Raw genomic sequence first — 25,163 nt, 5'->3', positions numbered from 1 at the left:
ATGCCTTTGATGAAATCCTGGGTGGCCTCGGCCAACGACGCGGCGCATCCGTTTCCACTGAACAACCTGCCTTACGGTGTCTTCTCGACTGAAGGCGATGATCCACGCTGCGGTGTGGCCATTGGCGACATGATCCTGGACGTTACCGCCGCCGAAGCCGAAGGCCTGATCACCCTGACCGATGAACCGCTGTTCGATCTGCCGTTCTGGAACCCCCTGATGGAGGAAGGCCCGGCTGTCTGGACCGCCCTGCGTGAGCGGCTGATCAGCCTTCTGGCGGACGGCTCGGACGAACAAAGCAAGGTCGAACCGCTGCTTGTACCACAGGCCGAAGCCGAGATGCACTTGCCCTTCGCGGTCAGCGAATACACCGATTTCTATGCCGGGCGGAACCATGCCTTCAACGTGGGCACCATGTTTCGTGGCCCGGAAAACGCGCTGCCGCCGAACTGGTTGCACATTCCGATTGGTTATAACGGACGGGCGTCCTCGGTCGTGGTGTCCGGCACGGATATCCGTCGCCCTTGGGGACAGCTGAAATCCCCCGATCAGGACCTGCCCGCCTTCCTGCCCAGCCGCCGCTTTGATATCGAGTTGGAGATGGGTGCGATTGTCGGCACGCCCTCGGATGGCCCGATCACGGTTCAGGAAGCTGACGACCACATCTTCGGCTACGTTCTGCTGAACGACTGGTCGGCACGTGATATACAGGCCTGGGAATACCAGCCGTTGGGTCCGTTTCAGGCCAAGGCAACCGCAACCTCGATCAGCCCCTGGATCGTGACCAAGGCAGCCCTCGAACCGTTCCGCTGTGATACGCCAGCCCGCGAGTTCGCGCTGCTGGACCACCTCAACGATTGCGGCCCGATGCTTTATGACATCGATCTGGCCGTCACCATGGCACCCGAAGGCAAAGACGCCACGACCATCGCGCGGACCAACTACAACCAGATGTATTATTCCGCCGCGCAACAATTGGCCCACCACACCACATCGGGATGCCCGATGAACACCGGCGACCTGCTGGGGTCAGGCACCATATCCGGACCAACCAAGCCCGAACGCGGATCGTTGCTGGAACTCAGCTGGGGTGGGAAAGAGCCGCTGACGCTGAACACAGGTGAAACCCGCAGCTTCATCGAAGACGGCGACACGATGACCCTGACCGGCGCGGCCAGGGGCGACGGCTATACGATCGGGTTCGGCGACTGCACCGGCACCGTTCTGCCTGCACTCAATTCCCCATTCGAGCGATGACGCACTGAGCTTCATCTTTTCCCAAATACTCCCGCCGGAGGCATCCAATCCCTGCCTTCCGCGCAACCGCAAAAGGACAAAACCAAGATGGCCAAAGCATTCGCGTCCCAGGGGGACATGTCGGAAAAGAAAATCTCGTTCACCGAAGTGGGCGAGGGGCTCTATGCTTTCACCGCCGAGGGCGACCCGAACTCGGGCGTGATCATCGGCGATGACAGCGTGATGATCGTCGAGGCGCAGGCGACCCCGCGCCTGGCCAACAAGGTGATCGAATGCGTGCGGTCTGTGACCGACAAGCCGATCACCCACGTGGCCCTGACCCATTATCACGCTGTACGGGTTTTAGGTGCCAGCGCTTTTGAAGCACAACAGATCCTGATGTCCGACATGGCCCGCGCCATGGTGGTTGAACGCGGTCAGGAAGACTGGGACAGCGAATTCCAGCGCTTCCCGCGCCTGTTCGAAGGGCATGAAAGCATCCCCGGCCTGACCTGGCCCACAACCACATTCAGCGACACGATGACCGTTTATCTGGGCAACCGCCGGATCGACCTGATGCATCTGGGGCGCGCCCATACCGCCGGTGATATCGTCATCCATGTGCCTGACCAGAACGTGATGTTCACCGGCGACATCGTCGAATATCACTCGGCCTGCTATTGCGGCGACGGGCATTTCAGCGACTGGGGCGACACGCTGGACGAGATCAAGTGGTTCGATGTCGACGCCATCGCACCGGGACGCGGCGACGCGCTGGTTGGCAAGGACATGGTCAATGCCGCCATCGAAAACACCCGCGATTTCGTCGAAAGCACCTACCGCCCCGCAGCCAAGGTTGCGGCGCGCGGTGGCAGCCTGAAAGAGGCATGGGACGCAGTCCGCGCCGAATGTGACCCGAAATTCGCCAGTTACGCGATCTATGAACACTGCCTGCCGTTCAACGTCGCCCGCGCCTATGACGAAGCCCGTGGTATCGACACGCCTCGCATCTGGACCGCCCAACGCGATCTTGAGATGTGGGAGGCCCTGCAGGGATAAGGAAAAACGGCCCAGTTTGATCCAGATCGTTTTAGGCGGCGGGATTCAGTGAAACCATATGCCAAAGGCTTCGGCACGTGCTGCCGGGGCACAGGACATGCAGCACTTTGGCGCATCTGCTTGGGGGGAAGCCCATGAACAAGATCTTTGAAACTCCGCTTTACGGCTATGAACGCAGCCCCGATCAGGACAGCCCGACGCCGGTTCGGCACAAGGTTATCGTGATCGGCGCGGGCCCGGTTGGTCTGGCCGCCGCGATTGATCTGGCGCAGCAAGGGGTCGACGTCGTGGTTCTGGACGAGAATGACAAGGTCAGTTTCGGCAGCCGCGCCATCTGTTTCTCGCAACGCACGCTGGAAATTGCCGACCGGCTGGGATGCGGACGCCGACTGGTCGACAAGGGCGTCCTGTGGGATCGGGGCAAGGTCTTCTTCGATGACCGACAGGTCTATGACTTCAACCTGCAACCGGAACTAGGTTATGCCAACCCTGCCTTCATCAACCTTCAGCAATACCATTTTGAGAACTATTTTGTTGAACGGGTCCGCGAGTTGCAGGCAGAAGGCGCACCGATTGAGATACGCGGGCGCAACAAGGTCGAGGCGATTGGCACGCATGACGATCACGTGCGGCTGGAGGTCGAGACGCCCGAAGGACCTTACACAATCGAAGCCGATTGGCTGATTGCCTGTGATGGCGCGACCTCCCCCGCCCGGCGGATGTTGGGCATTGATTTCGAAGGACGGATTTTCGAAGACAACTTCCTGATTGCAGACGTGATCATGGATGCGGATTTTCCGTCTGAACGCTGGTTCTGGTTCGATCCGCCGTTCAATCGCGGGCAATCCGCATTGTTGCACAAACAGCCCGACAATGTATGGCGCATCGACTTGCAACTGGGTTGGGATATCGACAAGGAACGCGAAAAGCGCCCCGAGAACGTGATCCCCCGCCTCAAGGCAATGCTTGGGGATGATGTCGAGTTTGAGCTGGAATGGGTCTCGATCTATACGTTCCAGTGCCGTCGCATGGAAAGCTTCCGCAAGGGACGTGTCCTGTTTGCGGGCGACAGCGCGCATCAGGTCAGCCCCTTTGGCGCGCGCGGGGCCAATTCCGGTCTTCAGGACACCGACAACCTGTGTTGGAAACTGAAGCTGGTTCAGGATGGGAAAGCACCTGAAACTCTGCTGGACAGCTACAACGCCGAACGCGTGTACGGGGCGGACGAGAACATCCTGAATTCCAGCCGGTCGACCGATTTCATTACCCCGAAATCCGAGATGTCGCGGATCCTGCGCGATGCGGTACTGGACCTGAGCGAGCATTATGACTTCGCCCGCCCGCTGGTGAATTCTGGCCGCCTGAGCCAGCCCTGCACCTATGATGGATCTTCGCTGAATTCTGCGGACGCGCTGAACGGCCCCGCCGGAACGCGACCGGGCTCGGCCTGTCCCGACGCTCCGCTTGGTGACGAGTTTCTGCTGCCCAAGCTTGCAGGCAAGTTCACGCTTTTGACCATCGATGCAGACGCCCCTGACACCCTGGAAGAAGATGGGATCGAGGTCACGCGACTGGCGCTGTCGGTCAAGGATGACATGACGCTGGCCCTCAAACGCCGCTATCTGGGCGACGCGACCAGCGCAGTCTACCTGATCCGCCCGGACCAGCATGTGGCGGCCCGGCGTGACAGTTACGAAGAAAACACCTTCCGGCACGCGATCCGCAGAGCCTGCGGTAAGGAGTAAGCCCCATGTCAGACCTGATCCTAACCCCGAACATCAAAGACGCCGATGACTTCTATGCCGAACTTCTGGCCGCACATGAGGGCCTGGAAAAAGCCGACAGCGACGCGCTGAATGCGCGGCTGGTGCTGGTGCTGGCCAACCACATCGGTGACAGTGCAGTGCTGACGGACGCCCTTCGCGCTGCCGTTTTGACTGACAATTGACAGGCCCGGACGTGAGCGACGTCGTCCTTTATGACTATTGGCGATCCTCGGCCAGTTACCGGGTGCGGATAGCACTGAATCTGGCCGGGATCGCGTATCGCCCGGTTGTTGTCGATCTGGTCGGCGGCGCACAAAAGAGCGATGAACATATCGCTCGAAACCCGCAGGGATTTGTGCCGGTTCTGGATATTGACGGGCTGCGGTTGACGCAATCGCTGGCCATCCTCGACTATCTGGACCGGACCCGGCAGTTGAACCTTCTGCCTGATGATCCGGCGGAACGTGCGCGTGTTCAGGCACTGTCTTATGCGATTGCGGTCGACATCCACCCAGTCTGCAACCTGTCGGTTGCGCGCTATGCCACGACCCTAAGCCATAATGCCCCCGACATGCCCGGCGACTGGATGCGACATTTCATCAAACCCGGGTTGCAGGCGTTTGAAACCATGCTGGGGGATTTCGAACAGACCCCCTACTGTGTTGGGTCAAAGCCCGGTCTCGCCGACCTCTGCCTGATACCGCAGATCTATAACGCGCGCCGGTGGCAGGTTGATCTGTCGGATATGCCCCGCCTGCTGCGGGTTGAAGAGGCTTGCGCCAATCACCCGGCCTTTGTCGCGGCACATCCCGACGCACATGCGCAGGGTTAACATTGCACAGACCCTGTGTGCATGCGCAGCTAGGTTTTTTTCCTTTTAGGCCTTAGCTTTGAGCCAACAAAGCAGACGAGGTTCCTATGCCCGAGATCACCGGCTATCACGCCCATGTCTATTTCGACGCCGACACGCAGGACACCGCGCGACAGGTCTGTGAAGAGGCGGCCCGCCTGTTCCCTGTTCAAATGGGCCGGATGCACGCCCGAAACGTCGGCCCCCATTCGCGCTGGAGCTGCCAGCTGGGCTTTGCTGCCAGCGCATTCGACCAAGTCATCCCATGGCTGATGCTGAACCGGCAGGGCCTGACGGTCTTCACGCACCCGGAAACCGGTGAACATCTGGAGGATCACCGCGACCGCGCGATCTGGATGGGTGAGATGCTGGCGTTGGACCTGTCGATCTTCGACAACCTTTAACCCAGCGCCCGTGCCTGATCCCGCAGAACGAATTTCTGCACCTTGCCGGTTGATGTCTTGGGCAGGGTGCCGAACACAACCGTTTTGGGTGCTTTGAAATGGGCCATCCGGTCGCGACAGAAGGCGATAAGCTCTGCCTCGGTTGCGGCTGCGCCGGGTTTCAACTCGACAAAGGCGCAGGGCGTTTCGCCCCATTTCTCATCGGGACGGGCCACCACTGCAGCCTCCATAACCGCCGGATGCTTGTAGAGGATACCTTCGACCTCGACAGATGAGATATTCTCGCCGCCCGAGATGATGATGTCCTTTGAACGGTCCTTGAGCGCGATATAGCCATCGGGGTGCATGACGCCCAGATCACCGGACGCGAACCAGCCACCGTGAAAGGCCTTGTCGGTAGCGTCGGGATTCTTGAGGTATCCTTTCATCACCACGTTGCCCTGCATGAATATCTCACCCATGGTTTCGCCATCAGCCGGAACCGGTTCCAGCGTTTCCGGGTCGGCCACCATCAGTCCGGACAACGCTGTATAGCGCACCCCTTGCCGCACCTTGAGGGCCGCGCGGTTTTCAGGCCCTTTGCTGTTCCATTCGTCTTTCCATGCGCAGACAACCGAAGGCCCATAGGTTTCGGTCAGGCCATAGACATGCGTGACCTCGACACCCATCGCCTCCATCGCTTCGATCACGGCCGCAGGCGGCGGGGCACCTGCCGTCATCACCTTGATCTGGTGGTCAAAGTCCTTCAGCTCATCCGGAGCGTGGGCCAGCATATTCAGAACGATCGGCGCACCGCAGAAGTGGGTCACTTTCTCGTCCCGGAAAGCAGCATAGATCGGTTCGGCCCGCACCGCGCGCAAGCAAACGGAAACACCTGCATTGGCTGCCATGGCCCACGGGAAGCACCAGCCGTTGCAGTGGAACATCGGCAGAGTCCACAAATAGACCGAATGCTTGGGCATATCCCAGTCCAGCAAATCGGACTGCGCATTCAGGGTCGCGCCGCGATGGTGGTAAACCACGCCCTTGGGGTTGCCCGTGGTGCCCGAGGTATAATTCAGGGTGATCGCGTCCCATTCGTCCGCTGGCAGTGACCAGTCAAACGCGGGGTCGCCTTCGGCCAGCAGGGCATCATAGGTCAGGCGGCCCAGCTTTTCACCGCCGTCGAAGGTGGGGTCTTCGATATCGATGACCAGAATGTCATGATCGACCTGTTGCAGCGCATCTTTCACCACATCCGAAAACTCGGGGTCGACCAGCAGCGCCTTGGCTTCGGCATGGTTCAGGATGAATGCGACAATCGACGCATCCAGCCGCGTGTTGATTGCGTTCAGAACAGCGCCCGTCATGGGCACGCCAAAATGCGCCTCGTACATTTCCGGGATGTTGGCCGCGATTATCGAAACGGTATCGCCCCGTCCAATCCCACGCGCTGTCAACGCACTCGCCAGACGCCGGCAACGGGCATAGGTTTCAGCCCAGGAATACCGGCGATCCCCATAAACCACGGATGGATAATCCGGGTAGACCTGCGCCGTCCGTTCAATGAACGTAAGGGGCGACAGGGGTGTGTAATTTGCCCGGCATTTGTCCAAATGACGCTCGTAGATATGTGTCGCTGCCATCCGCTGTCCTCCCGAAACGCAGTTTGGGCGAATTGAGCACAAAGTTCGCGTTCTGACAAACCCGTAGAAATACGGCGGCAAAACTGACTGGCGATACGGGATGATACGATCTGGCGCTATCTACATCCGGGCTTTCGCGGTGATCTGAAGCATCTTAAACACATGCCGGGATGAGGCATTTCCATATCCCGTGCACCGCTTCCTCACTGAAAGGACATGTCATGGACGGCACGTTCAACGAAAACGATCTTTCCCGCGTGGTCGAGGCCGACCGCGCCCATATCTGGCACCATCTGATCCAGCATAAACCCTTTGAAACCAATGACCCACGCATCATTGTCGAGGGCAAGGGCATGCGTGTCTGGGACCAGAAAGGCAAAGAGCATCTGGATGCGGTTTCCGGCGGCGTCTGGACCGTCAACGTCGGCTATGGCCGCGAATCGATCTGCAAGGCGGTTTACGACCAGCTGATGAAGCTGTGCTATTTCGCCAATTCGGCCGGTTCCATCCCGGGTGCGCTGTTTGCCGAGCAACTGATCGACAAGATGCCGGGCATGAGCCGCGTCTATTACACCAACTCAGGTTCCGAGGCGAACGAGAAGGCGTTCAAGATGGTGCGCCAGATCGCGCACAAGAAATACGGCGGCAAGAAAACCAAAATCCTGTACCGCGACCGGGACTATCACGGCTCGACGCTGGCGACCATGTCGGCAGGCGGTCAGGACGAGCGCACAGCGCAATACGGCCCCTTCGCCCCTGATTTCGTGCGCGTGCCGCATTGCATGGAATATCGCAAGCACGAGTTGGACGGCGCACCCGAAGAGAATTTCGGCGAATGGGCCGCAGATCAGATTGAAGCCGTCATCCTGCGCGAAGGCCCTGATACAGTAGGTGCGCTGTGCCTTGAGCCGGTGACAGCGGGCGGCGGTGTGATCGAAGCGCCTGAAGGATACTGGCAGCGCGTGCAGGAGATCTGCAAGAAATACGATGTGCTGCTGCATATCGACGAGGTTGTCTGTGGCGTGGGCCGCACCGGCACGTGGTTCGGGTACCAGCAATACGGTATCAAGCCCGATTTCGTGACCATGGCCAAGGGCGTTGCATCGGGCTATGCCGCGATTGCCTGCATGGTCACCACCGAGGAAGTCTTTGACTTGTTCAAAGACGATGCCGCGGACCCGATGAACTATTTCCGCGATATCTCGACCTTTGGTGGGTGCACCGCTGGTCCGGCAGCGGCCATCGAGAACATGCGCATCATTCAGGATGAAAACCTGTTGCAGAACTGCACGGACATGGGCGCGCGTATGACGAACAACCTTCTGGCGCTGATGGACAAGCACAAGGTCATCGGCGATGTGCGCGGCAAGGGCCTGTTCCTGGGGGCCGAACTGGTTGTGGATCGCGGCACCAAAGAGCCGGTGGACGAGAAACTAGCGCAGGCCGTTACTGCCGACTGTATGGCACAGGGCGTGATCATCGGCGTGACCAACCGCTCGATCCCCGGTCGCAACAACACGCTGTGCTTCTCGCCTGCGCTGATTGCTACGGCCGATGACATCGACCAGATCACCGACGCGGTTGACGGCGCGCTGGGGCGTGTTTTTGGATGATCCAAGCCGACTAACCGCTGATCTTAAAAACTCCAATTCTCTGAACCGGCGCGCTCTGCGCCGGTTCATTCAAGCGCAGAAGTCCAGTCTCAGTTCACCCTCTTGATTTCGACTTCGTCAAATTCAAACCTGCCGGTTCCGAATGCTGCGAGGCCAATTCCCGCGCGACCGTCCGCGCCCGAGGACGTTCGTTTTGAAAACAGCGTTTGAATGACCTTTGTTCCGTTGACATAGAAGACAACATGCGCGCCTCGCACCTTAAAGGACAACTTGTTCGGAGACTCGAGCAAAATCGCGTCATGAGTGCCCGCATGCACGACGCGCAACTGACGTCCGTCTTTTTGCAGAACGTGGAAGCGCCCCTTGCCGTCCACGGCAAATACCACATATTTTCCCGCTTTCCCGCTGCCAACCAGAATGCCAACCCCGCTTTTTCCGGAAAACTCTCCGCCCACAACGGCAGATATCACCATGTCTTGCGTACTCTCCAACGAGTCCGATCCTGGAAAATTTACCCATGCCACATCGTTGAACTGAAGACTGCGGGTATCCTGCCTATTTTCCATCACAAGCTTGCCATCGGCCACATAAAACGCCCACGGCGACTTGACCGACTGAAAGTCAATCTGCCCGCCCAGCATGAGCGTCTGGTCTTCTCCGTCAAAGGTTTCAACCAACACGTCCGGAGTATCGGGCTCTGTGATAGCGTCCTGCGACCGCGCTTCATCAGAGTAACCGACTAACGTGGCAGTCAGAACAATAAGAGCTTGTATTAATTTTAGGCAAAAGGCATTCTGGTAATTCCATTCAATCCAAAAGAGAAGTTGATTATATAATTACAGCAATTACGTGCATTATCCAGAATGGAATACCATACTTGGTTGATGCGGAAATCCACGGGTTTCTGCCAAAGAAAAAGACCGCCCCAAGGGGACGGCCTTTCTTTCACTGTCTCTTTTCAGAGGTTCAGGCAGCCAGAGCAGCCTGAGCTTTGGCGACGATCGCGCCGAACGCTTCCGGTTCGTGCACGGCCAGGTCGGCCAGAACTTTGCGGTCCACTTCGATACCGGCCAGGTTGAGACCGTTGATGAAGCGGGAATATGTCAGAGCCTCGTCATGGCTGCGCACAGCAGCGTTGATCCGCTGGATCCACAGCGCGCGGAAGTTGCGCTTGCGGTTCTTGCGGTCACGGGTCGCGTACTGGTTGGCCTTGTCGACGGCCTGAGTTGCGACTTTGAAGTTGCTCTTGCGACGACCATAATAGCCTTTTGCGGCCTTGATGATCTTCTTGTGACGGGCGTGAGTTACGGTTCCACCTTTAACGCGGGACATCTCTTACATCTCCTCTTAGCGGTCGTAGGGCATGTAGCCCTTGACGATCTTTGCGTCGGGGGCGGACAGGGTGGTGTTGCCACGGGCATCGCGGATGAATTTCTTGGTCCGCTTGATCATGCCGTGCCGTTTGCCGGCCTGGCCAGCAAGGACCTTACCGGTCGCAGTCACCTTGAAGCGCTTCTTGGCGCTTGATTTGGTCTTCATCTTAGGCATTTCCGTCTCCTTTTCCGGGTTCGGTTTCAGACGCGACTCGGCATGCCATCTCGGCCGGTCACGCGATCAGAAGCGCCGTTTACGCAAGTTCGGTCATACTGGCAAGGGGGTTTGGACCAGAATCTATGCTTTTTGCAGGCTGGTCAGGCACCGGGGCGACACAAGCCGCCCCGGTGATTGGACTTAGTGTTCAAATTTGCGGATTTCACCGCTCTTCAGCCTTGCGGAGTAGGACGCCAGTTCCTGCCGCACCACTTTCATCAGGAAGTAGAGGGCAAAGACGTTCACAACCGCCATCGCAAAGATCGCCGCATCCGAGAAGTCGATAACCGGACCGAGGTTGGCTGCAGCGCCGATCACCACGAAGACGCAGAAAATGATCTTGAAGATCAGCTCTTTTGTGTGACCTTCTCCGAACAGGTAGGTCCAGGCCTTCAGGCCATAGTAGGACCAGCTGATCATTGTCGAGAAGGCAAACAGGATCACCGCGATCGCAAGGATGTACGGGAACCAGCTGAACGCGCTGGCAAAGGCGGCAGAGGTCAGGCTGACGCCGGAATTGCCATCCACTGTTGCGATGGCGGAACCCGCCTCGTTCAGCATGTAGTTGCCGGTTTGAGGGTCGATGATCAGCTGTTGCGTGATGATGATCACCAGTGCCGTCATGGTACAGATCACGACGGTATCGATGAACGGTTCAAGCAGCGATACAAAACCCTCGGTGATCGGTTCCTTGGTCCGAACCGCCGAGTGCGCAATCGCCGCCGAGCCAACGCCCGCCTCGTTCGAGAATGCCGCGCGCTTGAAGCCCTGGATCAGCGCGCCGACCATGCCCCCTGCTACGCCCAGCCCCGTGAAGGCACCGGCAAAGATCTGACCAAAGGCCCAGCCGATCATGTCCGCATTCATCGCGATGATGACCAGTGCGGTGGCGACATACAGCACACCCATGAACGGCACGACCTTTTCAGTCACCCGAGCGATGGATTTCAGACCGCCAACAATGACCATGAACACGACCGCGGCAAAAACAATACCGGTAATCCAGCCCGGATAGTCGCCAACGATACCGGCGATCTGCTGATGCGCCTGGTTAGCCTGGAACATGTTCCCGCCGCCCAACGCGCCCAGAATACAGAAGATCGAGAACAGCACCGCCAGGATCTTACCACCGGGCAGACCCAGCTCGTCGAAGCCCTTGGACATGTAATACATCGGGCCACCTGAAACGGTGCCGTCTTCGTATTCATTGCGGTATTTCACGCCCAGCGTACATTCGGTGAACTTCGATGCCATGCCCAGAAGACCCGCAAGGATCATCCAGAAGGTTGCGCCTGGCCCACCGATGCCAATGGCAACGGCCACGCCCGCGATGTTCCCCAGGCCCACAGTGCCGGACAGCGCCGTGGCCAATGCCTGAAAGTGGCTGACCTCGCCCGCGTCGTTGGGATCGGAATAGTCACCTTTGACAAGGCTGATCGCGTGACCAAAAAACCGCAACTGCACAAGCGCGAAATACAGCGTGAAAACCGATGCAGCGATGACCAGCCACATAACGATCCACGGAAAGCTGGTTCCGGGCAGCGGTGCAAATATGAAGCTGACAAACGGCCCGGTCAGGTTTGCAAAGGCCTGATTGATTTTTTCGTCCAGTCCCGGCGCCTCTTGCGCAAGGGCAGGGCTGGCGGCAATGGTGGCGGCCGTTACGGCGCCAAGTGTTTTTAGCGTTCTCATTTTAGCCCTCCCCTCAGTTCACGACCGTAACCGGAACGTCGGCATGCATCACCAGATATTGCGTCGAACTGCCGAACAGGCGTTTCTTGATCCCGTCCGCAGATGCCCGGCCCACGACGATTTGCGAGCCTCCGTTTTCGACAGTGATGGCGTTCAGCGTTTCCGCCACATCGCCATGGCGCACAATGCCTTGCGCCTCGAAACCCGCTGCCCTGAGGGCCTCTACGGCTGGTGTCACGACACGCGATAACGCCAGATCAACCTCTTCTTCGCGGCGCTTGTGGCGCTGGGCGTTTTCTTCAGGTGTCTGGAATGTGTAAGGTGACCATTCGATCACATAAGCGACCAGCAAATCGCACGTTCCGATCAGCTTTGCCAAATCCTTGGCAAAGGCAATCGCACGCTCGCCGGTTTCAGTCCCGTCGAGTCCTATGACAATCTTTGTTGTCATTTCGTTCCTCCGTTTTTGTTGTTAAGGCCGGGGCCCACGCCCCCGGCAGGGCGGCCGGAACTTGGAACTTTTCAACAAGACCGCCCTTTGGTAAGTATTAGGAAATTTCACTAGGAATTGGAGATTTTTTTGGGCCATTTTCAGTGTAATTTATCGAATTGCGCCAAAAATACAGGGAATTTTACTGATTAGCAGAGATTTAGACAATATCGATCAACGCATCCTGTACGAGCTGGAGGCCAATGGCCGGCTCTCGATAGTTGAGTTGGCGGCGCGCGTAAACCTTACCAATACGCCCTGTTCCGAGCGTGTAAAACGACTTGAGAAGAATGGTTATATCAAAGGGTACAGAGCCGTCGTCGACAAGGAAAGGATGGGGCTGGCGCTGCTGACCGTGGTGCAGGTATCCCTGGTCGCAACTGCGGAACAATCCCTTGTGAAATTCAATGAGGCTGTTCGGAATGTGTCGGAAATCGAAAGCTGCCTGATGGTGGCGGGATCGTTTGATTATCTCTTGACCGTTCGAACGCGCGATATTGCACATTTCCGGCTGGTTCTGGGCGAGAAGATCAACAAGCTGCCGGGGATACATCAGACCAGCTCTTTTACAGTTATGGAGATTGTAAAAGAGCCGGTTGACTGACATGACACTCGGGCCCGAGTTTCGGAGTGCGGTTATTCCGGATCCGTGCTGTAGATCAGCCGTTCATCACAAGGGGCCACCCGCAAAATGTTGGTGGTGCCAGGAACGTTGAAGGGGACACCGGCCGTAACCACGATCTGGTCGGTTTCGGTTGCAAACCCCCCTGCCCGCGCCGCGCGGGCCGCGTTGACCACGGCGCTTTTGAACCGCTGAAGTTCGGGTGTCATGACACAGTTGCACCCCCAGCTCAGGCAAAGCCTGCGCGCGGTCCCCATCAACGATGTCATCGCGATGATCGGAACACCGGGACGTTCGCGGGCTGTCAATGAGGCGGTCGTTCCGCTTTGCGTAAAGCAGCAGATGGCTTTGATATCGGTCTTTTCAGCAATCTCTCGGGCGGCCGCGACGATGGCATCGGCCACAGTGCTTCCTTTTGCCGTGCGGGACGCGGCGATGATCTGGGAATAGGTCGGGTCGGCCTCGACCTCGATGGCGACCTCATTCATGGTCTGCACGGCCTCAACCGGATAAGCACCTGCCGCCGATTCCGCGCTGAGCATAATGGCGTCCGTGCCCTCATAGATCGCGGTGGCCACATCCGACACTTCGGCACGGGTGGGCATCGGGCTTTCGATCATGCTTTCCAGCATCTGGGTGGCGACAATGACCGGCTTGGCGGCACTACGGCACTTGCGGACCAGCCTTTTTTGAATGGGCGGCACCGCGGATACCGGCAGTTCCACGCCCAGATCGCCCCGCGCCACCATGATCCCGTCCGAGGCATCGAGGATGTCGTCGAACGCCTCGACCGCGGCGGGCTTTTCGATCTTCGACAGGATCGCGGCGCGTCCATCAGCCAGCGCGCGGGCCTCGAACACATCTTTCGCACGCTGAACAAAGCTCAACGCCAGCCAATCGACACCCAGTTGGCACACAAACTCCAGATCATCACGGTCCTTCGCCGACAAGGCCGCCAGCGGCAGCACCACATCCGGGACGTTCACGCCCTTGCGATTCGAAATCGTACCGCCCACTTCGACCGTGCAATTGGCAAAGTCTTGGCCGCAATCCTGAACGATCAGACGGATCTTGCCGTCATTGACCAGAAGGCGCGCGCCCGGTTCAAGGGCTGCAAAAATCTCGGGATGCGGCAGGCACACGCGGGTGATGTCACCGGGGGCTGAATCAAGGTCCAGACGGAACGCCGCGCCCTCTTCCAGCTCCTCCGTATCATTTGCAAAAACACCAACCCGCAGCTTGGGACCCTGAAGATCGGCCAGAATAGCAATCGGGCTGTCCAGATCCTTTTCAACCTGCCGAATGATCCTGTGGCGTTCACGTATCTCATCATGGCTGCCGTGGCTCATGTTCAGACGGAACACATCCGCCCCGGCCTCGTGCAGGGCGCGAATGGTGTCATAGTCACTGGACGCCGGTCCCAGCGTCGCCACGATTTTTACATTTCTCAGGCGTCGCATTGGTCTTGACCTCCTCATGCCGGTTCAGATTGCGCAGATCAGCTTTTGCAAAATGTTACCGCAAACACTGCTGTGGCGCTTATTGCGCAATTCCCTTTTTAAAGCAACTGCCCTACACCTGCGACAAACTAGATGACAGGCTTATGACTTACACCCCGTTTTTCGTTCACGGCGCGGATCGCCCGTCCCGGTGGCTGATCACATGCGACCACGCAACCAACACCGTCCCCCCCGAGGTCAACGACGGAGACCTTGGCCTGCCACGCGAGGATATGGAGCGCCATATCGCCTATGATGTCGGAGCGTATGAGGTATCAAAACATCTGGGCGAGATTCTGAACGCACCGGTGATTGCCGCCAACTTCTCGCGCCTCGTAATCGACCCGAACCGAGGGGAAGATGACCCTACGCTGTTGATGAAACTGTATGACGGGTCGATCATCCTCGGCAACCGCCATGCCGATGCCGCCGAGCGCGAACGCCGCCTGGACATGTGTTATCGCCCCTACCACACAGCGTTGGCCGAGATGGCGGCACTGCCACATGCGGTAATTGTGTCGATGCATTCCTTCACGCGCCAGTTGCGTGGACGTGACCCCCGACCATGGCACATTGGCGTATTGCACACCCCGGACGAGCGGTTCTCGCGCCCTTTGATCAACCGGATGCAACAGGAAAATGACCTGTGCGTTGGTGTCAATGAACCCTATACCGGCGTTTTGCCAGGTGACGCGATTGACAAGCACTGCACCGCTTTTAGCCGCCCCAATGCATTGATCGAGCTGCGCAATGATCTGATCGCCGACCATGCCGGTCAACGGCATTGGGCCGAGCGGCTGGCGGTAATCCTGCAAGATGCGCTGGACGCCAGCGACCTTTGACCACAAGGTTTGCTGGGCCATTCCGCCCCTCACGCCATTGTGAGCAATGCCTCTGATCCCCATATAATGCGGGAAAGGGGATCGTCATGACACATGAGTTTCTGACAACGTTTTTTGGTTGGATGGCCGCGCTTAATATCGCGGTATTGCTGTTCACCACCGTCATGATTCTGCTTTTGCAGGACTGGATCGCTGGCATTCACGGCAGGATGTTTCAGATGGATCGCGCCGACGTGAAACGAGCCTATTTCAGATACCTTGCCAACTACAAGATCCTGACACTGATCTTTTGCATCGTGCCCTGGCTGGCCTTGAAACTGATGTAGGTAGCACTGACCACAAGCACCGTTGTTGTAACGACACGGCAGGATTGTTACGTCAGAAGAAACACACACTGCCTTCCGGAGCCACAAGATGGACAAGCAAACCGAAATTGAACTTCAGGCTGCCGCATTTCGTCGGCTGCAAAAGCACCTGATGGAAGACCGCACCGACGTGCAGAACATCGACATGATGAATCTGGCCGGGTTCTGCCGCAACTGCCTGTCGCGCTGGTATCAGGAAGCGGCCAATGAAAAGGGGATCGAGATGGGCAAGGACGAGGCCCGTGAACTTTTCTACGGCATGACCATGGATGAATGGAAAGCCAATTATCAAACCGAGGCCAGCACTGAAAAACAGGCCGCCTTCAAGGTCGCGTTTGAAGAGAATGTAACAAAAAAGGGCTAGGCCCAATACGAAAAAGGCCCGCCAGATTGGCGGGCCTTTTTCTTTAGATCGCCGCCTTGCGGCTTTCGTCCAGATAAATCTCGCGCAGGCGTTTTGCAATCGGTCCCGGCGTACCGTCACCCAGCGCAACTCCGTCGATTTCAACCACAGGCATCACAAAGGCGCTGGCCGAGGTGGTGAATGCTTCATCAGCCTCTTTGGCTTCGTCGATGGTGAACAGACGTTCTTCGATTTCCATCTGCGCCTCAGCCGCCATGCGCAACACGGCCTTTCGGGTGATGCCGTGCAGAATGTCGTTGGATAGCGGGCGAGTGACAATCTTGCCGTTTTTGACGAAATAGGCGTTGTTGCTGGTGCCCTCGGTCACAAAGCCGTCCTCGACCAGCCATGCGTCGTCGCAACCTGCCTTCTTGGCCATCATCTTGCCCATCGACGGGTAGAGCAATTGCACCGTTTTGATGTCGCGCCGGCCCCAGCGGATGTCTTCGATCGAGATGATCTTGGCGCCTTTCCTGGCCGCCGGGCTGTCAGCCAGCCCGGGCTTGTTCTGCGTGAACAAAACGAGGCTGGGCTTGGTATCTGCCGACGGAAACACGAAATCCCGGTCGCCATCGCTGCCGCGCGAGACCTGCAAATAGACCAGACCTTCCTCGATGCCGTTCAGCTCAATCAGCTTGCGGTGGATCTCCAGCAGTTCGTCCTTGGTGCAGGGCTCCGCCATCTCCAGCTCGTCCAGCGAGCGCTTCAGACGGACTGAGTGACCTTCGAAGTCGATCAGCTTGCCGTCCAGCACACTGGTGACTTCGTAAACCGCGTCCGCAAACAGGAAGCCACGGTCAAATATGGAAACCTTGGCCTCGGTCTCCGGCAGGTATTCGCCATTTACGTAAACGGTACGGGTCATATTCGTCTCCTCAACCCCAAAGTGCGGCCGCAGGCGGGTGCACTCCGGCGTCGTCAAAATCCAGCGGGGTGTCGCGGTCTTCGGCCAACAGAAGCGGACCGTCAAGGTCCGTTACCATCGCACCCTGTGCCAGCAATGTCGCAGGTGCCATGGCAAGCGAGCTGCCGACCATGCATCCCACCATAATGTCATAACCTTCGGCAATCGCTGCCTTGCGCAACTCCAGCGCCTCGGTCAGGCCCCCGGTCTTGTCGAGCTTGATGTTGATGACATCATATTTACACTTCAACTTGGGCAGGCTGGCACGGTCATGGCAGGATTCGTCAGCGCAGACTGGCACCGGGCGCTTCATCCCGATCAATGCATCGTCATCTCCTGCGGGCAAAGGCTGTTCCACCAATGCCACGCCCAGCCGCACCAGACGCGGGGCGAGGTCGGCGTAAACCTCGGCCGACCAGCCTTCGTTTGCATCCACAATGATCTTGGAATTCGGAGCACCGGCGCGCACCGCCTCAAGCCGGGGCATATCATCGGGCGTGCCCAGCTTGATCTTCAGAAGCGGGCGATGCGCGTTCCCGGCGGCCTGCGCCTGCATTGCCTCGGGGGTGTCCAGCGACAATGTATAAGCGGTGATCTCGGGGCCGGGCTTGGGCAGACCCGCCAGGTCCCAGGCGCGCTTGCCAACACGTTTGCACTCCAGATCCCACAGGGCGCAATCCACGGCGTTCCGCGCGGCACCTGCTGGCAGCAGATCCATCAGCGTCTGGCGGGTGAAATCCGCGGGCAGACCGGCAATCTCGGCCTCAACAGACTCCAGCGTTTCGTCATAACGCGCATAAGGAACGCATTCGCCCCAGCCCTGATGAGTTCCGTCCGACACCCGAACCGTCAGCACCTTTGCTTCGGTCCGCGACCCGCGCGAGATGGTGAAGACCTGCGCCAGCCGGAACACATCGCGAGAAACCTCAATCTGCACGCACCCGTTCCTTCATCTTTTCCCAAATACTCACGCCGGAGGCGGAACAGCCCCGCCACCGGCGCGTTGTTCAGATCACATTGCGGCCAGCGCGTCCACCAGCTTTCCCGAACCAAAGCGGAACGGGTCGGTCGCAGGCAGGCCCATATCCGCTTCGATCTTGGCCAGGTAGGCGGTCGCCTCAGCCTCGGACATGTGCTGCGTGTTGACCGAAACGCCAACAACCTGGCAATCCGGGTTTGCCACTTTGGCAAGCGCCAGCGCGGTGTCGCGCAGGGCTTCCAATGTCGGCAGTTGATAGGTTGGCAAGCCGCGCATATGCGCACGGGTCGGTTCATGGCTCAGGATCAGGGCGTCCGGCTGGCCGCCATGGATCAGTGCCATGGTCACGCCGGAATAGGATACGTGGAACAATGATCCCTGCCCTTCGATCAGATCCCAGTGATCCTCGTCATTGTCCGGTGTCAGCCATTCGACCGAACCAGCCATGAAATCGGCAATGACTGCGTCCAGCGGCACACCGTCACCGGTGATCAGGATGCCGGTCTGGCCGGTCGCGCGGAAGGTCGATTTCATCCCGCGCTCACGCATCTCGGCGTCCATCGCCAGCGCGGTGTACATCTTGCCAACCGAACAGTCTGTTCCGACGGCCAGACACCGCTTGCCCTTGCGCTTGATCCCGTTTGCAATCGGATAATTGATTTCAGGCACCCGCACGTCGTGCAGTTTCCGTCCTGTTGCTTCGGCAACCGCTACCAGGTCCGGCTCATCCCGCAGCAGGTTATGCAACCCCGAGGCCAGGTCGAACCCTTCCTCAAGCGCCATGACCAGAACCTTTTTCCAGTCCTGGCTGATCACACCGCCGCGGTTTGCCACACCGATCACCAGTGTCTTGGCGCCGGCTTCCTTCGCTTCGGTCAGGGTCATGTCAGCCAAGCCCAGATCGGCCTTGCAGCCGTCCATTCGATACTGGCCCACGGCGTTTTCCGGACGCCAGTCCTTGATCCCAACAGCCACTTTGGCCGCCAATTGGTCGGGCGCATCGCCCAGGAACAGCAGGTACGGTGTCTCGATCATTGCGGTCACTCCTTTGATTCCGGGGCAGGCTAGAGAAGCGATAAAACGAGCGCTTCGCGTTTTGGCCCGTCAACCACGGCCTATGCGCGAGTTTCTTGCGCAGTGTTCTCGATGTGCGCAAAAATCTTCGAAGTTTTTAAAGTGATTAAACTTTAATCACCCCACTCGGGCAGTTTTGAAGCTGCTTTCTGCAACCGCATTGCCGCAGGTGCACAATCGCTCTTGCGCCGCACTGCGCAATTTAATACCTCATTGAGCAGGAAAATCGTAATTTCATTACTCACACGAGGTCCAGATGAGCTTTCGCATCCAACCTGCCGCACCGGCGCGTCCCAATCGCTGTCAGCTGTTTGGCCCGGGGTCGAACACCAAACTGTTCCCGAAGATGGCAGCATCCGCTGCGGATGTGATCAACCTCGATCTTGAAGACTCGGTTGCGCCTTCGGATAAGGATACGGCCCGCGCCAATGTCATCGAAGCACTGAACACCGTAGACTGGGGCAACAAATACATGTCCGTTCGCATCAACGGATTGGATACCCCGTACTGGTATCGCGACGTTGTCGATGTATTGGAACAGGCGGGCGACCGTCTGGATCAGATCATGATCCCCAAAGTCGGCTGCGCGGCAGATGTCTATGCGGTGGACGCATTGGTCACCGCCATCGAACGCGCCAAAGGTCGCCCCAAACCAATCAGCTTTGAGGTTATCATCGAATCTTCCGCCGGCATCGCCCACGTCGAAGAAATCGCAGCCTCCTCGCCCCGTTTGCAGGCTATGAGCCTTGGCGCGGCTGATTTTGCCGCTTCGATGGGGATGCAAACCACCGGCATCGGCGGCACGCAGGAAAACTATTACATGCTGCACGAGGGTGCGAAACACTGGTCCGATCCATGGCACTGGGCACAGGCCGCCATCGTTGCCGCATGCCGCACCCATGGCGTGCTGCCAGTCGACGGGCCCTTCGGTGATTTCAGCGATGACGAGGGGTACATTGCGCAGGCCAAACGCTCGGCCACGCTCGGCATGGTGGGCAAATGGGCCATCCATCCCAAGCAGATCGCGCTGGCCAATCAGGTGTTCACCCCCTCGGAAGAAGCCGTGTCAGAGGCCCGCGAAATCCTCGCCGCGATGGAGCAAGCCAAAGCCAATGGCGAAGGTGCGACGGTTTACAAAGGACGTCTGGTCGACATCGCTTCGATCAAGCAGGCCGAGGTGATCGTGGCACAAGCCGAGTTGATCGCGGCCAACGGCTGATGCACAATAAAAAAGGCGCCCGACCCGGCGCCTTTTTCCAACTTTGTTCTGGTATCACCGCCCAAAAACAGCATTCGGCGTCCAGGTGAACCTTTCGCCCTTTTTACCCGACTTCATCATCAGGCAGGATGTTCCAAGCTTTTGGAAATAGATGATCTTGAGCGGGTACCACCCTGCCTTGGGCACTTCGACTTCGGTCCGCTGGTTGGCCTCACAACCCTGAATACCCGTGACATAGCCTATATTTTGGCCTCCGACGAATGCTTCTATCCCGTCATTCGACCAGGTTTCCAACTCGTAAACCCCAGGCGAGTCGAACCGCATATATCCCGTAATCTCGGCAGCAACATTGTAAGCGCCGTCGAATGTCATGACATTGTCACCCTGACTGGTGTCCCTGTAATCCAGTCCCTGCAGCGGTTGCCCAGGCTGCGCTTTGGACAGCATGCTTTTTGCCTGACTCAGATCACGGATCTTCTTGTGTTGATTGCCTGTGCCAATGTACTTCACATTCAGCCCCGCCTTCGGAGAAGGCTGCGGGTTGGCAGGTTGCAGTTTCAGCGGGGCAGACAAGGCGGCCCCGGCAACCACTGACAAGGCAACTGCGGCCGCCACTGTTCCAACGCGTTTCATCGTAATCTCCCTGTTTGCGTGCCGTTCTGGCTGGGCGTATCCCAAGGCAACGTCATTTCCATGACTTTAGGCTGTGAGTTTTCGCCCTGCAAGAGAGTGTGCCTTCACAATTCAAGACGTCACGCCCGCAAATTCTTGGGTGAATCCATAACCACATAGGATGTGATCGAGGTGACATGCGGCAAGGTCCCCAACACCTCGGTATGGAAGGTCTTGTAAGACGGCAGGTCTGCACATTCGACCCGTAGCAGGTATTCGATTGTTCCCGTGATGTTGTGGCATTCGACAACTTCCAAGGCTAGTTGGAGCGCGCGTTCAAACCCCTCCTGCGCGGCCTTTGTATGCTCGCCCAGCCCTACACCGATGTAAGCGACAAAGCCGATACCCATCGCCGCCGGGTCCAGAACTGCGCGATAGCCTGTGATCACCCCGGCCCTTTCAAGCTCTTGCACGCGGCGCAGGCAGGCCGAAGGGGAAAGGCCCACACGCTCAGCCAGATCCAGATTGCTGATCCGTCCGTCACGGGTCAGCTCCTGCAATATCTGGCGGTTTATTCTGTCATTTTTCATCATTGATTGCACAGCTACAGGAAACACGCACAAAAAAGCAATTTCATTTGCCGCAGAGCGGACAATACTTCGCGCCATGACTTATGACATCCTGATGGCCCTGATCGCCTTTGCCTTCGTAACCTCGATCACACCGGGGCCGAACAACCTGATGCTGATGGCTTCGGGGGCAAATTTCGGCTTTCGACGTTCGATTCCGCATATGCTGGGCATTGGGCTTGGCTTTACCTTCATGGTGCTGCTCGTCGGATCTGGTCTGGTGCAGGTCTTTGATCGGTATCCCGTCAGCTATTCGGTGCTGAAAACCCTGTCGGTGATTTATCTGCTCTATCTGGCCTGGAAGATTGCACATGCCGCGCCGGCAAGCAGCGCAGAAGTGACTGGAGTGCCGATGACATTCCTGCAAGCCGCAGCGTTTCAATGGGTTAACCCAAAAGCCTGGGCCATGGCCCTGACCGCCACCACGGCCTATACACCGGATCGGACGATGTATGCGATTGCCATCGTTGCGTTTGTCTTCGGGGCGATCAACTTACCGTCCGTCAGCACATGGACCGTTCTGGGACAGCAGATGGCGCGGATGCTGACAAACCCGCGCCGATTGGTTGTCTTCAACTGGACAATGGCCGTGCTGCTTGTGGTTTCGCTCTACCCCGTGCTTTGGCCGGAGTGAGTTTCCCCATTAGTCGATTTCAGCGATTGTTTTGCTGGGCATGTCGGGAATGTGCTGGCAAGCAAACGAATCTCTTAATCTGATCAACGGCTTTTGACATGAACGATGCCGCTTCAGTGTCATCTAGTTGCATCTGAGGCCAGCCAGCGGCATATAGCTAGGAAATTTCACGCAGATGAGGCGTCATGACCCAGTATCTGGATTTCGAAAAACCGCTGGCCGAAATTGAAGGCAAAGCTGAAGAGCTGCGCGCGCTGGCCCGTGCCAACGAAGAAATGGATGTGGCAGAAGAAGCCGCCGCGCTGGATGCCAAAGCCTCCAAGCTGCTGGATGAACTCTATCGCGACCTGACACCCTGGCGGAAGTGCCAGGTGGCGCGTCACCCGGAGCGCCCGCATTGCAAGGATTACGTGGACGCATTGTTCACCGAGTTCACCCCGCTGGCCGGTGACCGGAACTTTGCCGACGATCTGGCCGTTATCGGTGGTCTTGCACGCTTTGACGATAAGCCGGTGATGGTGATCGGTCACGAAAAGGGCAGCGATACCAAGTCGCGGATCGAACGCAATTTCGGGATGGCCCGACCTGAAGGGTATCGCAAGGCAGTTCGTCTGATGGAGATGGCCGGGCGTTTTGGACTACCTGTCATTACCTTGATCGACACTGCTGGCGCCTATCCGGGCAAAGGAGCAGAGGAACGCGGCCAATCCGAGGCGATTGCCCGGTCGACCGAAATGTGTCTGAAAATCGGCGTGCCGCTGGTTTCGGTCATCATCGGCGAAGGCGGCTCGGGCGGCGCTGTGGCGTTTGCTACCGCAAACCGCGTGGCGATGCTGGAGCATTCGGTCTATTCGGTGATCTCGCCGGAAGGCTGCGCATCGATCCTGTGGAAAGATGCCGAAAAGATGCGTGAAGCGGCCGAGGCGCTGCGTTTGACCGCTCAGGATTTGCACAAGCTGGGCGTATGTGACCGGATCATCCCGGAACCCAAGGGTGGCGCACATCGCGATCGCCCGGCAACGGTTGAGTCGGTGCGCGCGGCCATCACCGCCATGTTGACTGAACTGGACGGCAAGGATGGGGCGGCCCTGATAAAAGACCGCCGTCAGAAATTCCTTGATATCGGGTCGAAGGGGCTGGCGGCGTAACCGTCAGCCACCCAAACTGCGCAGCAAAGCAACCGAAGGCTCACCTGTCACGGGCAGACCGTTGGCGCTTTGATAAGCGCTGATGGCTGTGGTGGTGTTGTTTCCGATCACGCCATCTGCGCCTTGCGTGTCATACCCCGCAGATGTCAGGCGGCGCTGCAATTCCTTGCGGTCGTCCAGCGTAAGCCCACTTGCATCCGGCCCGAACGAGGCCTGAAACGGCGCCCCGCCCGCGATCCTGTCCGCCAGATGACCGACGCCGATCGCGTAGCTGTCCGAGTTGTTATAGCGTTTGATTACCTGGAAATTGCGGAACACGGCGATGCGGGGGCCCGGTATTTGCGGCTGCAACACGGCCACCGGAGTACCGGAAACACGCCCCGCCTCGCCCCCCCAGGGCTGCCCCCGCACCCAACCTGCACGCGACAGGTAAGCAGCGGTGGAAGCCAGCGAATCCGTCGGATCATCCGACCAGATGTCGCGCCGCCCGTCGCCGGTGAAATCCACGGCATAGGCTAGATACGAGGTCGGAATGAACTGCGTGTGCCCCATCGCACCGGCCCAACTGCCGGTCATGTTGGCAGGCGTGGTATCGCCGTTCTGAAGGATCTTCATCGCCGCGATCAACTGACTTTCAAAGAACTGCCCACGCCGGCCATCATAAGCAAGCGTCGACAGCGCCGATACAACGGGCACATCACCGCGGCGCGCGCCGTAACGGCTCTCCAGCCCCCAGACGGCCACGACGATTCCCTTATCCACGCCATATTGCGCCTCGATCCGCGACAGGGTGCCGTTATGTTGCCGCAGCATCTGCTGGCCGGTGCTGATCCGTTCGTCCGAGGCCGCGATGGCTAGGTAGTCTTCGAGGCTGCGCTTGAATTCGACCTGATTTCGGTCGCGTTCGATTACGTCGGGCAAATACCCGGCCCCCTGAAAGGCGCGGTCAACGGTTGTCCGGGAGATCCCCTGCGACGCTGCCCTGCCCTTGAAACCGGCAACCCAGGCATCCCACCCGGCATTAGGAACAGCCCGCATCCGGGTTGCAGGCGTGCCGGACGGAGCGGCACCGCCTGTACAGGCGGCCAAAAGCGTTGATCCGAGGCAAATGGAAAAAGTCCGGCGAGTGATCATGGTTTGGGTCTGCTCTTGTTTGTGATTTGCCGCAAGAGTAACCCAGCCGGGTTGCACAGGCCAGAACAGTGACACCTTGGACGGGCGCTTTGACGATGTCGGCAGGAAGCCGCTCAGCTGACCAGCAAACGCAGCCCCTGCGTCACATCCGAGCGCACTGCCAGCCGCAATCCCGGCTCGTCCCCGGCCTTGAGCGCCGCAATGATCAGCTTGTGATAATGTGGCGGCTCTGCGCGCCTGAGACGTCCGTAAAGCGCCCGCATCGTTGGGCCAAGTTGCAGCCAGACGGTTTCAGCAATGGCCAGCATCGCAGGGGCCTGAGCGCGCAGATACAGGGTTCTGTGAAATTCCAGGTTTGAACGGATATAGCCAACCGCATCCCGTTTGGTCACCATCTCGGCAACTGTCATGTTGATGCTCTGCAACCTATCGATCAGGGCCATGTGTGCCCTGGGCAAGGCCCGGCTTGCCAGTTCGACCTCAAGCAAGGCGCGCAAGGCGGCCAGTTCCTCAATCCGGTCATTCGTCAGCTCCGGGGTCGAAACCCGGCCCGATGTGGACAGGAACAATGCCCCTTCTGCGGCCAGGCGGCGGACCGCCTCTCGCGCCGGAGTCATTGAAACACCAAATTCCTTGCCGATGCCCCGCAGGGTCAGGGCCTGCCCCGGTGCCATCTCACCATGCATGATCCGGGATCGCAGCGCCCGGTACACCCGGTCATGTGTTGCGGTCTGGGTTTCGGAAGGGCGCGCGGTCAACATATGCTCATGTGAT

At 58.4% G+C, this 25,163-nt stretch carries 28 protein-coding genes; 14 read left to right on the top strand and 14 right to left on the bottom strand.

Features of this window, described 5'->3' with window-relative positions; translation table 11 throughout:
• The 6 genes from fahA to ACR0ID_RS12670 all read left to right on the top strand — a co-directional run bounded on the left by fahA (position 1) and on the right by ACR0ID_RS12670 (position 5,315).
• Positions 1–1,257: a fumarylacetoacetase gene (gene fahA / locus ACR0ID_RS12695; RefSeq protein WP_480605893.1), complete on the top strand. Its 1,257-nt coding sequence runs from the start codon at positions 1–3 to the stop codon at positions 1,255–1,257.
• A gap of 87 nt (positions 1,258–1,344) precedes the next feature.
• A complete protein-coding gene (locus ACR0ID_RS12690) occupies positions 1,345–2,295 on the top strand; it encodes an MBL fold metallo-hydrolase (RefSeq protein WP_480519399.1) in 951 nt (316 codons plus the stop codon).
• A gap of 134 nt (positions 2,296–2,429) precedes the next feature.
• Entirely contained in the window at positions 2,430–4,040 is a 1,611-nt protein-coding gene (locus ACR0ID_RS12685; protein ID WP_480605890.1) for an FAD-dependent oxidoreductase, read from the top strand.
• A 5-nt stretch (positions 4,041–4,045) separates the two neighbouring features.
• Positions 4,046–4,243, top strand: a complete 198-nt coding sequence (locus tag ACR0ID_RS12680; RefSeq protein ID WP_480605887.1) for a DUF2783 domain-containing protein — start codon at positions 4,046–4,048, stop codon at positions 4,241–4,243.
• A gap of 11 nt (positions 4,244–4,254) precedes the next feature.
• Complete coding sequence (maiA, locus tag ACR0ID_RS12675) at positions 4,255–4,893, top strand: maleylacetoacetate isomerase (protein WP_480605884.1); 639 nt, start codon at positions 4,255–4,257, stop codon at positions 4,891–4,893.
• An 86-nt stretch (positions 4,894–4,979) separates the two neighbouring features.
• The gene (locus ACR0ID_RS12670) at positions 4,980–5,315 is read left to right on the top strand and encodes a DOPA 4,5-dioxygenase family protein (protein ID WP_480519392.1); all 336 of its coding nucleotides are present in this window, start codon (positions 4,980–4,982) and stop codon (positions 5,313–5,315) included.
• Here ACR0ID_RS12670 and ACR0ID_RS12665 read toward each other — a convergent pair.
• On the bottom strand, positions 5,312–6,940 hold the full coding sequence (locus ACR0ID_RS12665) for an acyl-CoA synthetase (RefSeq protein WP_480605881.1): 1,629 nt from the start codon (positions 6,938–6,940) through the stop codon (positions 5,312–5,314). The genes ACR0ID_RS12670 and ACR0ID_RS12665 overlap by 4 nt on opposite strands.
• Positions 6,941–7,161: 221 nt before the next feature.
• On the opposite strand from ACR0ID_RS12665, the gene ACR0ID_RS12660 reads away from it, so the two are divergent.
• Positions 7,162–8,553, top strand: coding sequence for an aminotransferase family protein (locus ACR0ID_RS12660; protein ID WP_209506068.1), 1,392 nt, complete (start codon positions 7,162–7,164; stop codon positions 8,551–8,553).
• An 89-nt stretch (positions 8,554–8,642) separates the two neighbouring features.
• Here ACR0ID_RS12660 and ACR0ID_RS12655 read toward each other — a convergent pair whose 3' ends face one another.
• From ACR0ID_RS12655 to ACR0ID_RS12635, 5 genes are all read right to left on the bottom strand, one after another.
• Positions 8,643–9,233, bottom strand: coding sequence for a hypothetical protein (locus ACR0ID_RS12655; RefSeq protein ID WP_480605878.1), 591 nt, complete (start codon positions 9,231–9,233; stop codon positions 8,643–8,645).
• A gap of 286 nt (positions 9,234–9,519) precedes the next feature.
• Positions 9,520–9,885, bottom strand: coding sequence for a 50S ribosomal protein L20 (rplT, locus tag ACR0ID_RS12650; RefSeq protein WP_039523695.1), 366 nt, complete (start codon positions 9,883–9,885; stop codon positions 9,520–9,522).
• 15 nt (positions 9,886–9,900) lie between these two features.
• Complete coding sequence (rpmI, locus tag ACR0ID_RS12645) at positions 9,901–10,101, bottom strand: 50S ribosomal protein L35 (protein WP_010443552.1); 201 nt, start codon at positions 10,099–10,101, stop codon at positions 9,901–9,903.
• A gap of 183 nt (positions 10,102–10,284) precedes the next feature.
• Positions 10,285–11,835 carry an alanine/glycine:cation symporter family protein gene (locus ACR0ID_RS12640; protein ID WP_480559601.1) on the bottom strand — a complete coding sequence of 517 codons (1,551 nt, stop codon included), beginning with the start codon at positions 11,833–11,835 and terminating at the stop codon, positions 10,285–10,287.
• A gap of 13 nt (positions 11,836–11,848) precedes the next feature.
• Entirely contained in the window at positions 11,849–12,286 is a 438-nt protein-coding gene (locus ACR0ID_RS12635) for a universal stress protein (RefSeq protein ID WP_480473950.1), read from the bottom strand.
• Positions 12,287–12,422: 136 nt separating this feature from the next.
• On the opposite strand from ACR0ID_RS12635, the gene ACR0ID_RS12630 reads away from it, so the two are divergent.
• Entirely contained in the window at positions 12,423–12,929 is a 507-nt protein-coding gene (locus tag ACR0ID_RS12630) for a winged helix-turn-helix transcriptional regulator (protein WP_480606014.1), read from the top strand.
• A 32-nt stretch (positions 12,930–12,961) separates the two neighbouring features.
• Here ACR0ID_RS12630 and pyk read toward each other — a convergent pair whose 3' ends face one another.
• Positions 12,962–14,407, bottom strand: a complete 1,446-nt coding sequence (gene pyk / locus ACR0ID_RS12625; RefSeq protein ID WP_480519382.1) for a pyruvate kinase — start codon at positions 14,405–14,407, stop codon at positions 12,962–12,964.
• Between the two features lie 143 nt (positions 14,408–14,550).
• On the opposite strand from pyk, the gene ACR0ID_RS12620 reads away from it, so the two are divergent.
• From ACR0ID_RS12620 to ACR0ID_RS12610, 3 genes are all read left to right on the top strand, one after another.
• Complete coding sequence (locus tag ACR0ID_RS12620) at positions 14,551–15,288, top strand: N-formylglutamate amidohydrolase (RefSeq protein WP_480605874.1); 738 nt, start codon at positions 14,551–14,553, stop codon at positions 15,286–15,288.
• An 86-nt stretch (positions 15,289–15,374) separates the two neighbouring features.
• Complete coding sequence (locus ACR0ID_RS12615; protein ID WP_267365128.1) at positions 15,375–15,614, top strand: DUF6868 family protein; 240 nt, start codon at positions 15,375–15,377, stop codon at positions 15,612–15,614.
• A gap of 88 nt (positions 15,615–15,702) precedes the next feature.
• A complete protein-coding gene (locus ACR0ID_RS12610; protein WP_480519378.1) occupies positions 15,703–16,017 on the top strand; it encodes a DUF1244 domain-containing protein in 315 nt (104 codons plus the stop codon).
• A 43-nt stretch (positions 16,018–16,060) separates the two neighbouring features.
• On the opposite strand, the gene ACR0ID_RS12605 is transcribed toward ACR0ID_RS12610, so the two are convergent.
• From ACR0ID_RS12605 to dgcN, 3 genes are all read right to left on the bottom strand, one after another.
• Positions 16,061–16,921, bottom strand: a complete 861-nt coding sequence (locus tag ACR0ID_RS12605; RefSeq protein WP_480473955.1) for a D-amino-acid transaminase — start codon at positions 16,919–16,921, stop codon at positions 16,061–16,063.
• Positions 16,922–16,931: 10 nt separating this feature from the next.
• Positions 16,932–17,897 (bottom strand): N-acetyl-D-Glu racemase DgcA, encoded by a 966-nt coding sequence (gene dgcA / locus ACR0ID_RS12600; RefSeq protein WP_480605871.1) that lies wholly within the window; start codon positions 17,895–17,897, stop codon positions 16,932–16,934.
• A gap of 75 nt (positions 17,898–17,972) precedes the next feature.
• Positions 17,973–18,974, bottom strand: coding sequence for an N-acetyltransferase DgcN (dgcN, locus tag ACR0ID_RS12595; RefSeq protein WP_480605868.1), 1,002 nt, complete (start codon positions 18,972–18,974; stop codon positions 17,973–17,975).
• A 295-nt stretch (positions 18,975–19,269) separates the two neighbouring features.
• Here dgcN and ACR0ID_RS12590 point away from each other — a divergent pair, with 295 nt between their 5' ends.
• Positions 19,270–20,232: an L-malyl-CoA/beta-methylmalyl-CoA lyase gene (locus ACR0ID_RS12590; RefSeq protein WP_480473958.1), complete on the top strand. Its 963-nt coding sequence runs from the start codon at positions 19,270–19,272 to the stop codon at positions 20,230–20,232.
• A 54-nt stretch (positions 20,233–20,286) separates the two neighbouring features.
• On the opposite strand, the gene ACR0ID_RS12585 is transcribed toward ACR0ID_RS12590, so the two are convergent.
• Together ACR0ID_RS12585 and ACR0ID_RS12580 are read right to left on the bottom strand one after the other, a co-directional pair.
• Positions 20,287–20,865 carry a PA14 domain-containing protein gene (locus ACR0ID_RS12585; protein ID WP_480605864.1) on the bottom strand — a complete coding sequence of 193 codons (579 nt, stop codon included), beginning with the start codon at positions 20,863–20,865 and terminating at the stop codon, positions 20,287–20,289.
• Positions 20,866–20,984: 119 nt separating this feature from the next.
• Positions 20,985–21,437 carry an Lrp/AsnC family transcriptional regulator gene (locus ACR0ID_RS12580; protein WP_480605861.1) on the bottom strand — a complete coding sequence of 151 codons (453 nt, stop codon included), beginning with the start codon at positions 21,435–21,437 and terminating at the stop codon, positions 20,985–20,987.
• A 73-nt stretch (positions 21,438–21,510) separates the two neighbouring features.
• Here ACR0ID_RS12580 and ACR0ID_RS12575 point away from each other — a divergent pair, with 73 nt between their 5' ends.
• A complete protein-coding gene (locus ACR0ID_RS12575; RefSeq protein ID WP_480605858.1) occupies positions 21,511–22,107 on the top strand; it encodes a LysE family translocator in 597 nt (198 codons plus the stop codon).
• A gap of 185 nt (positions 22,108–22,292) precedes the next feature.
• Positions 22,293–23,255, top strand: coding sequence for an acetyl-CoA carboxylase carboxyltransferase subunit alpha (locus ACR0ID_RS12570; protein ID WP_480605856.1), 963 nt, complete (start codon positions 22,293–22,295; stop codon positions 23,253–23,255).
• Between the two features lie 3 nt (positions 23,256–23,258).
• Here the strand turns inward: ACR0ID_RS12570 and ACR0ID_RS12565 are convergent, their stop codons facing one another.
• Positions 23,259–24,389, bottom strand: coding sequence for a lytic murein transglycosylase (locus tag ACR0ID_RS12565; protein ID WP_480605854.1), 1,131 nt, complete (start codon positions 24,387–24,389; stop codon positions 23,259–23,261).
• Positions 24,390–24,502: 113 nt separating this feature from the next.
• Positions 24,503–25,150, bottom strand: coding sequence for a GntR family transcriptional regulator (locus tag ACR0ID_RS12560; RefSeq protein WP_480473964.1), 648 nt, complete (start codon positions 25,148–25,150; stop codon positions 24,503–24,505).
• Positions 25,151–25,163 lie beyond the last annotated feature (13 nt).

It is taken from the genome of Ruegeria sp. AL2, from assembly GCF_056540845.1.
The sequence above is the reverse complement of the archived record's forward strand: the minus strand, read 5'-3'. Positions and strand labels throughout refer to the sequence as shown.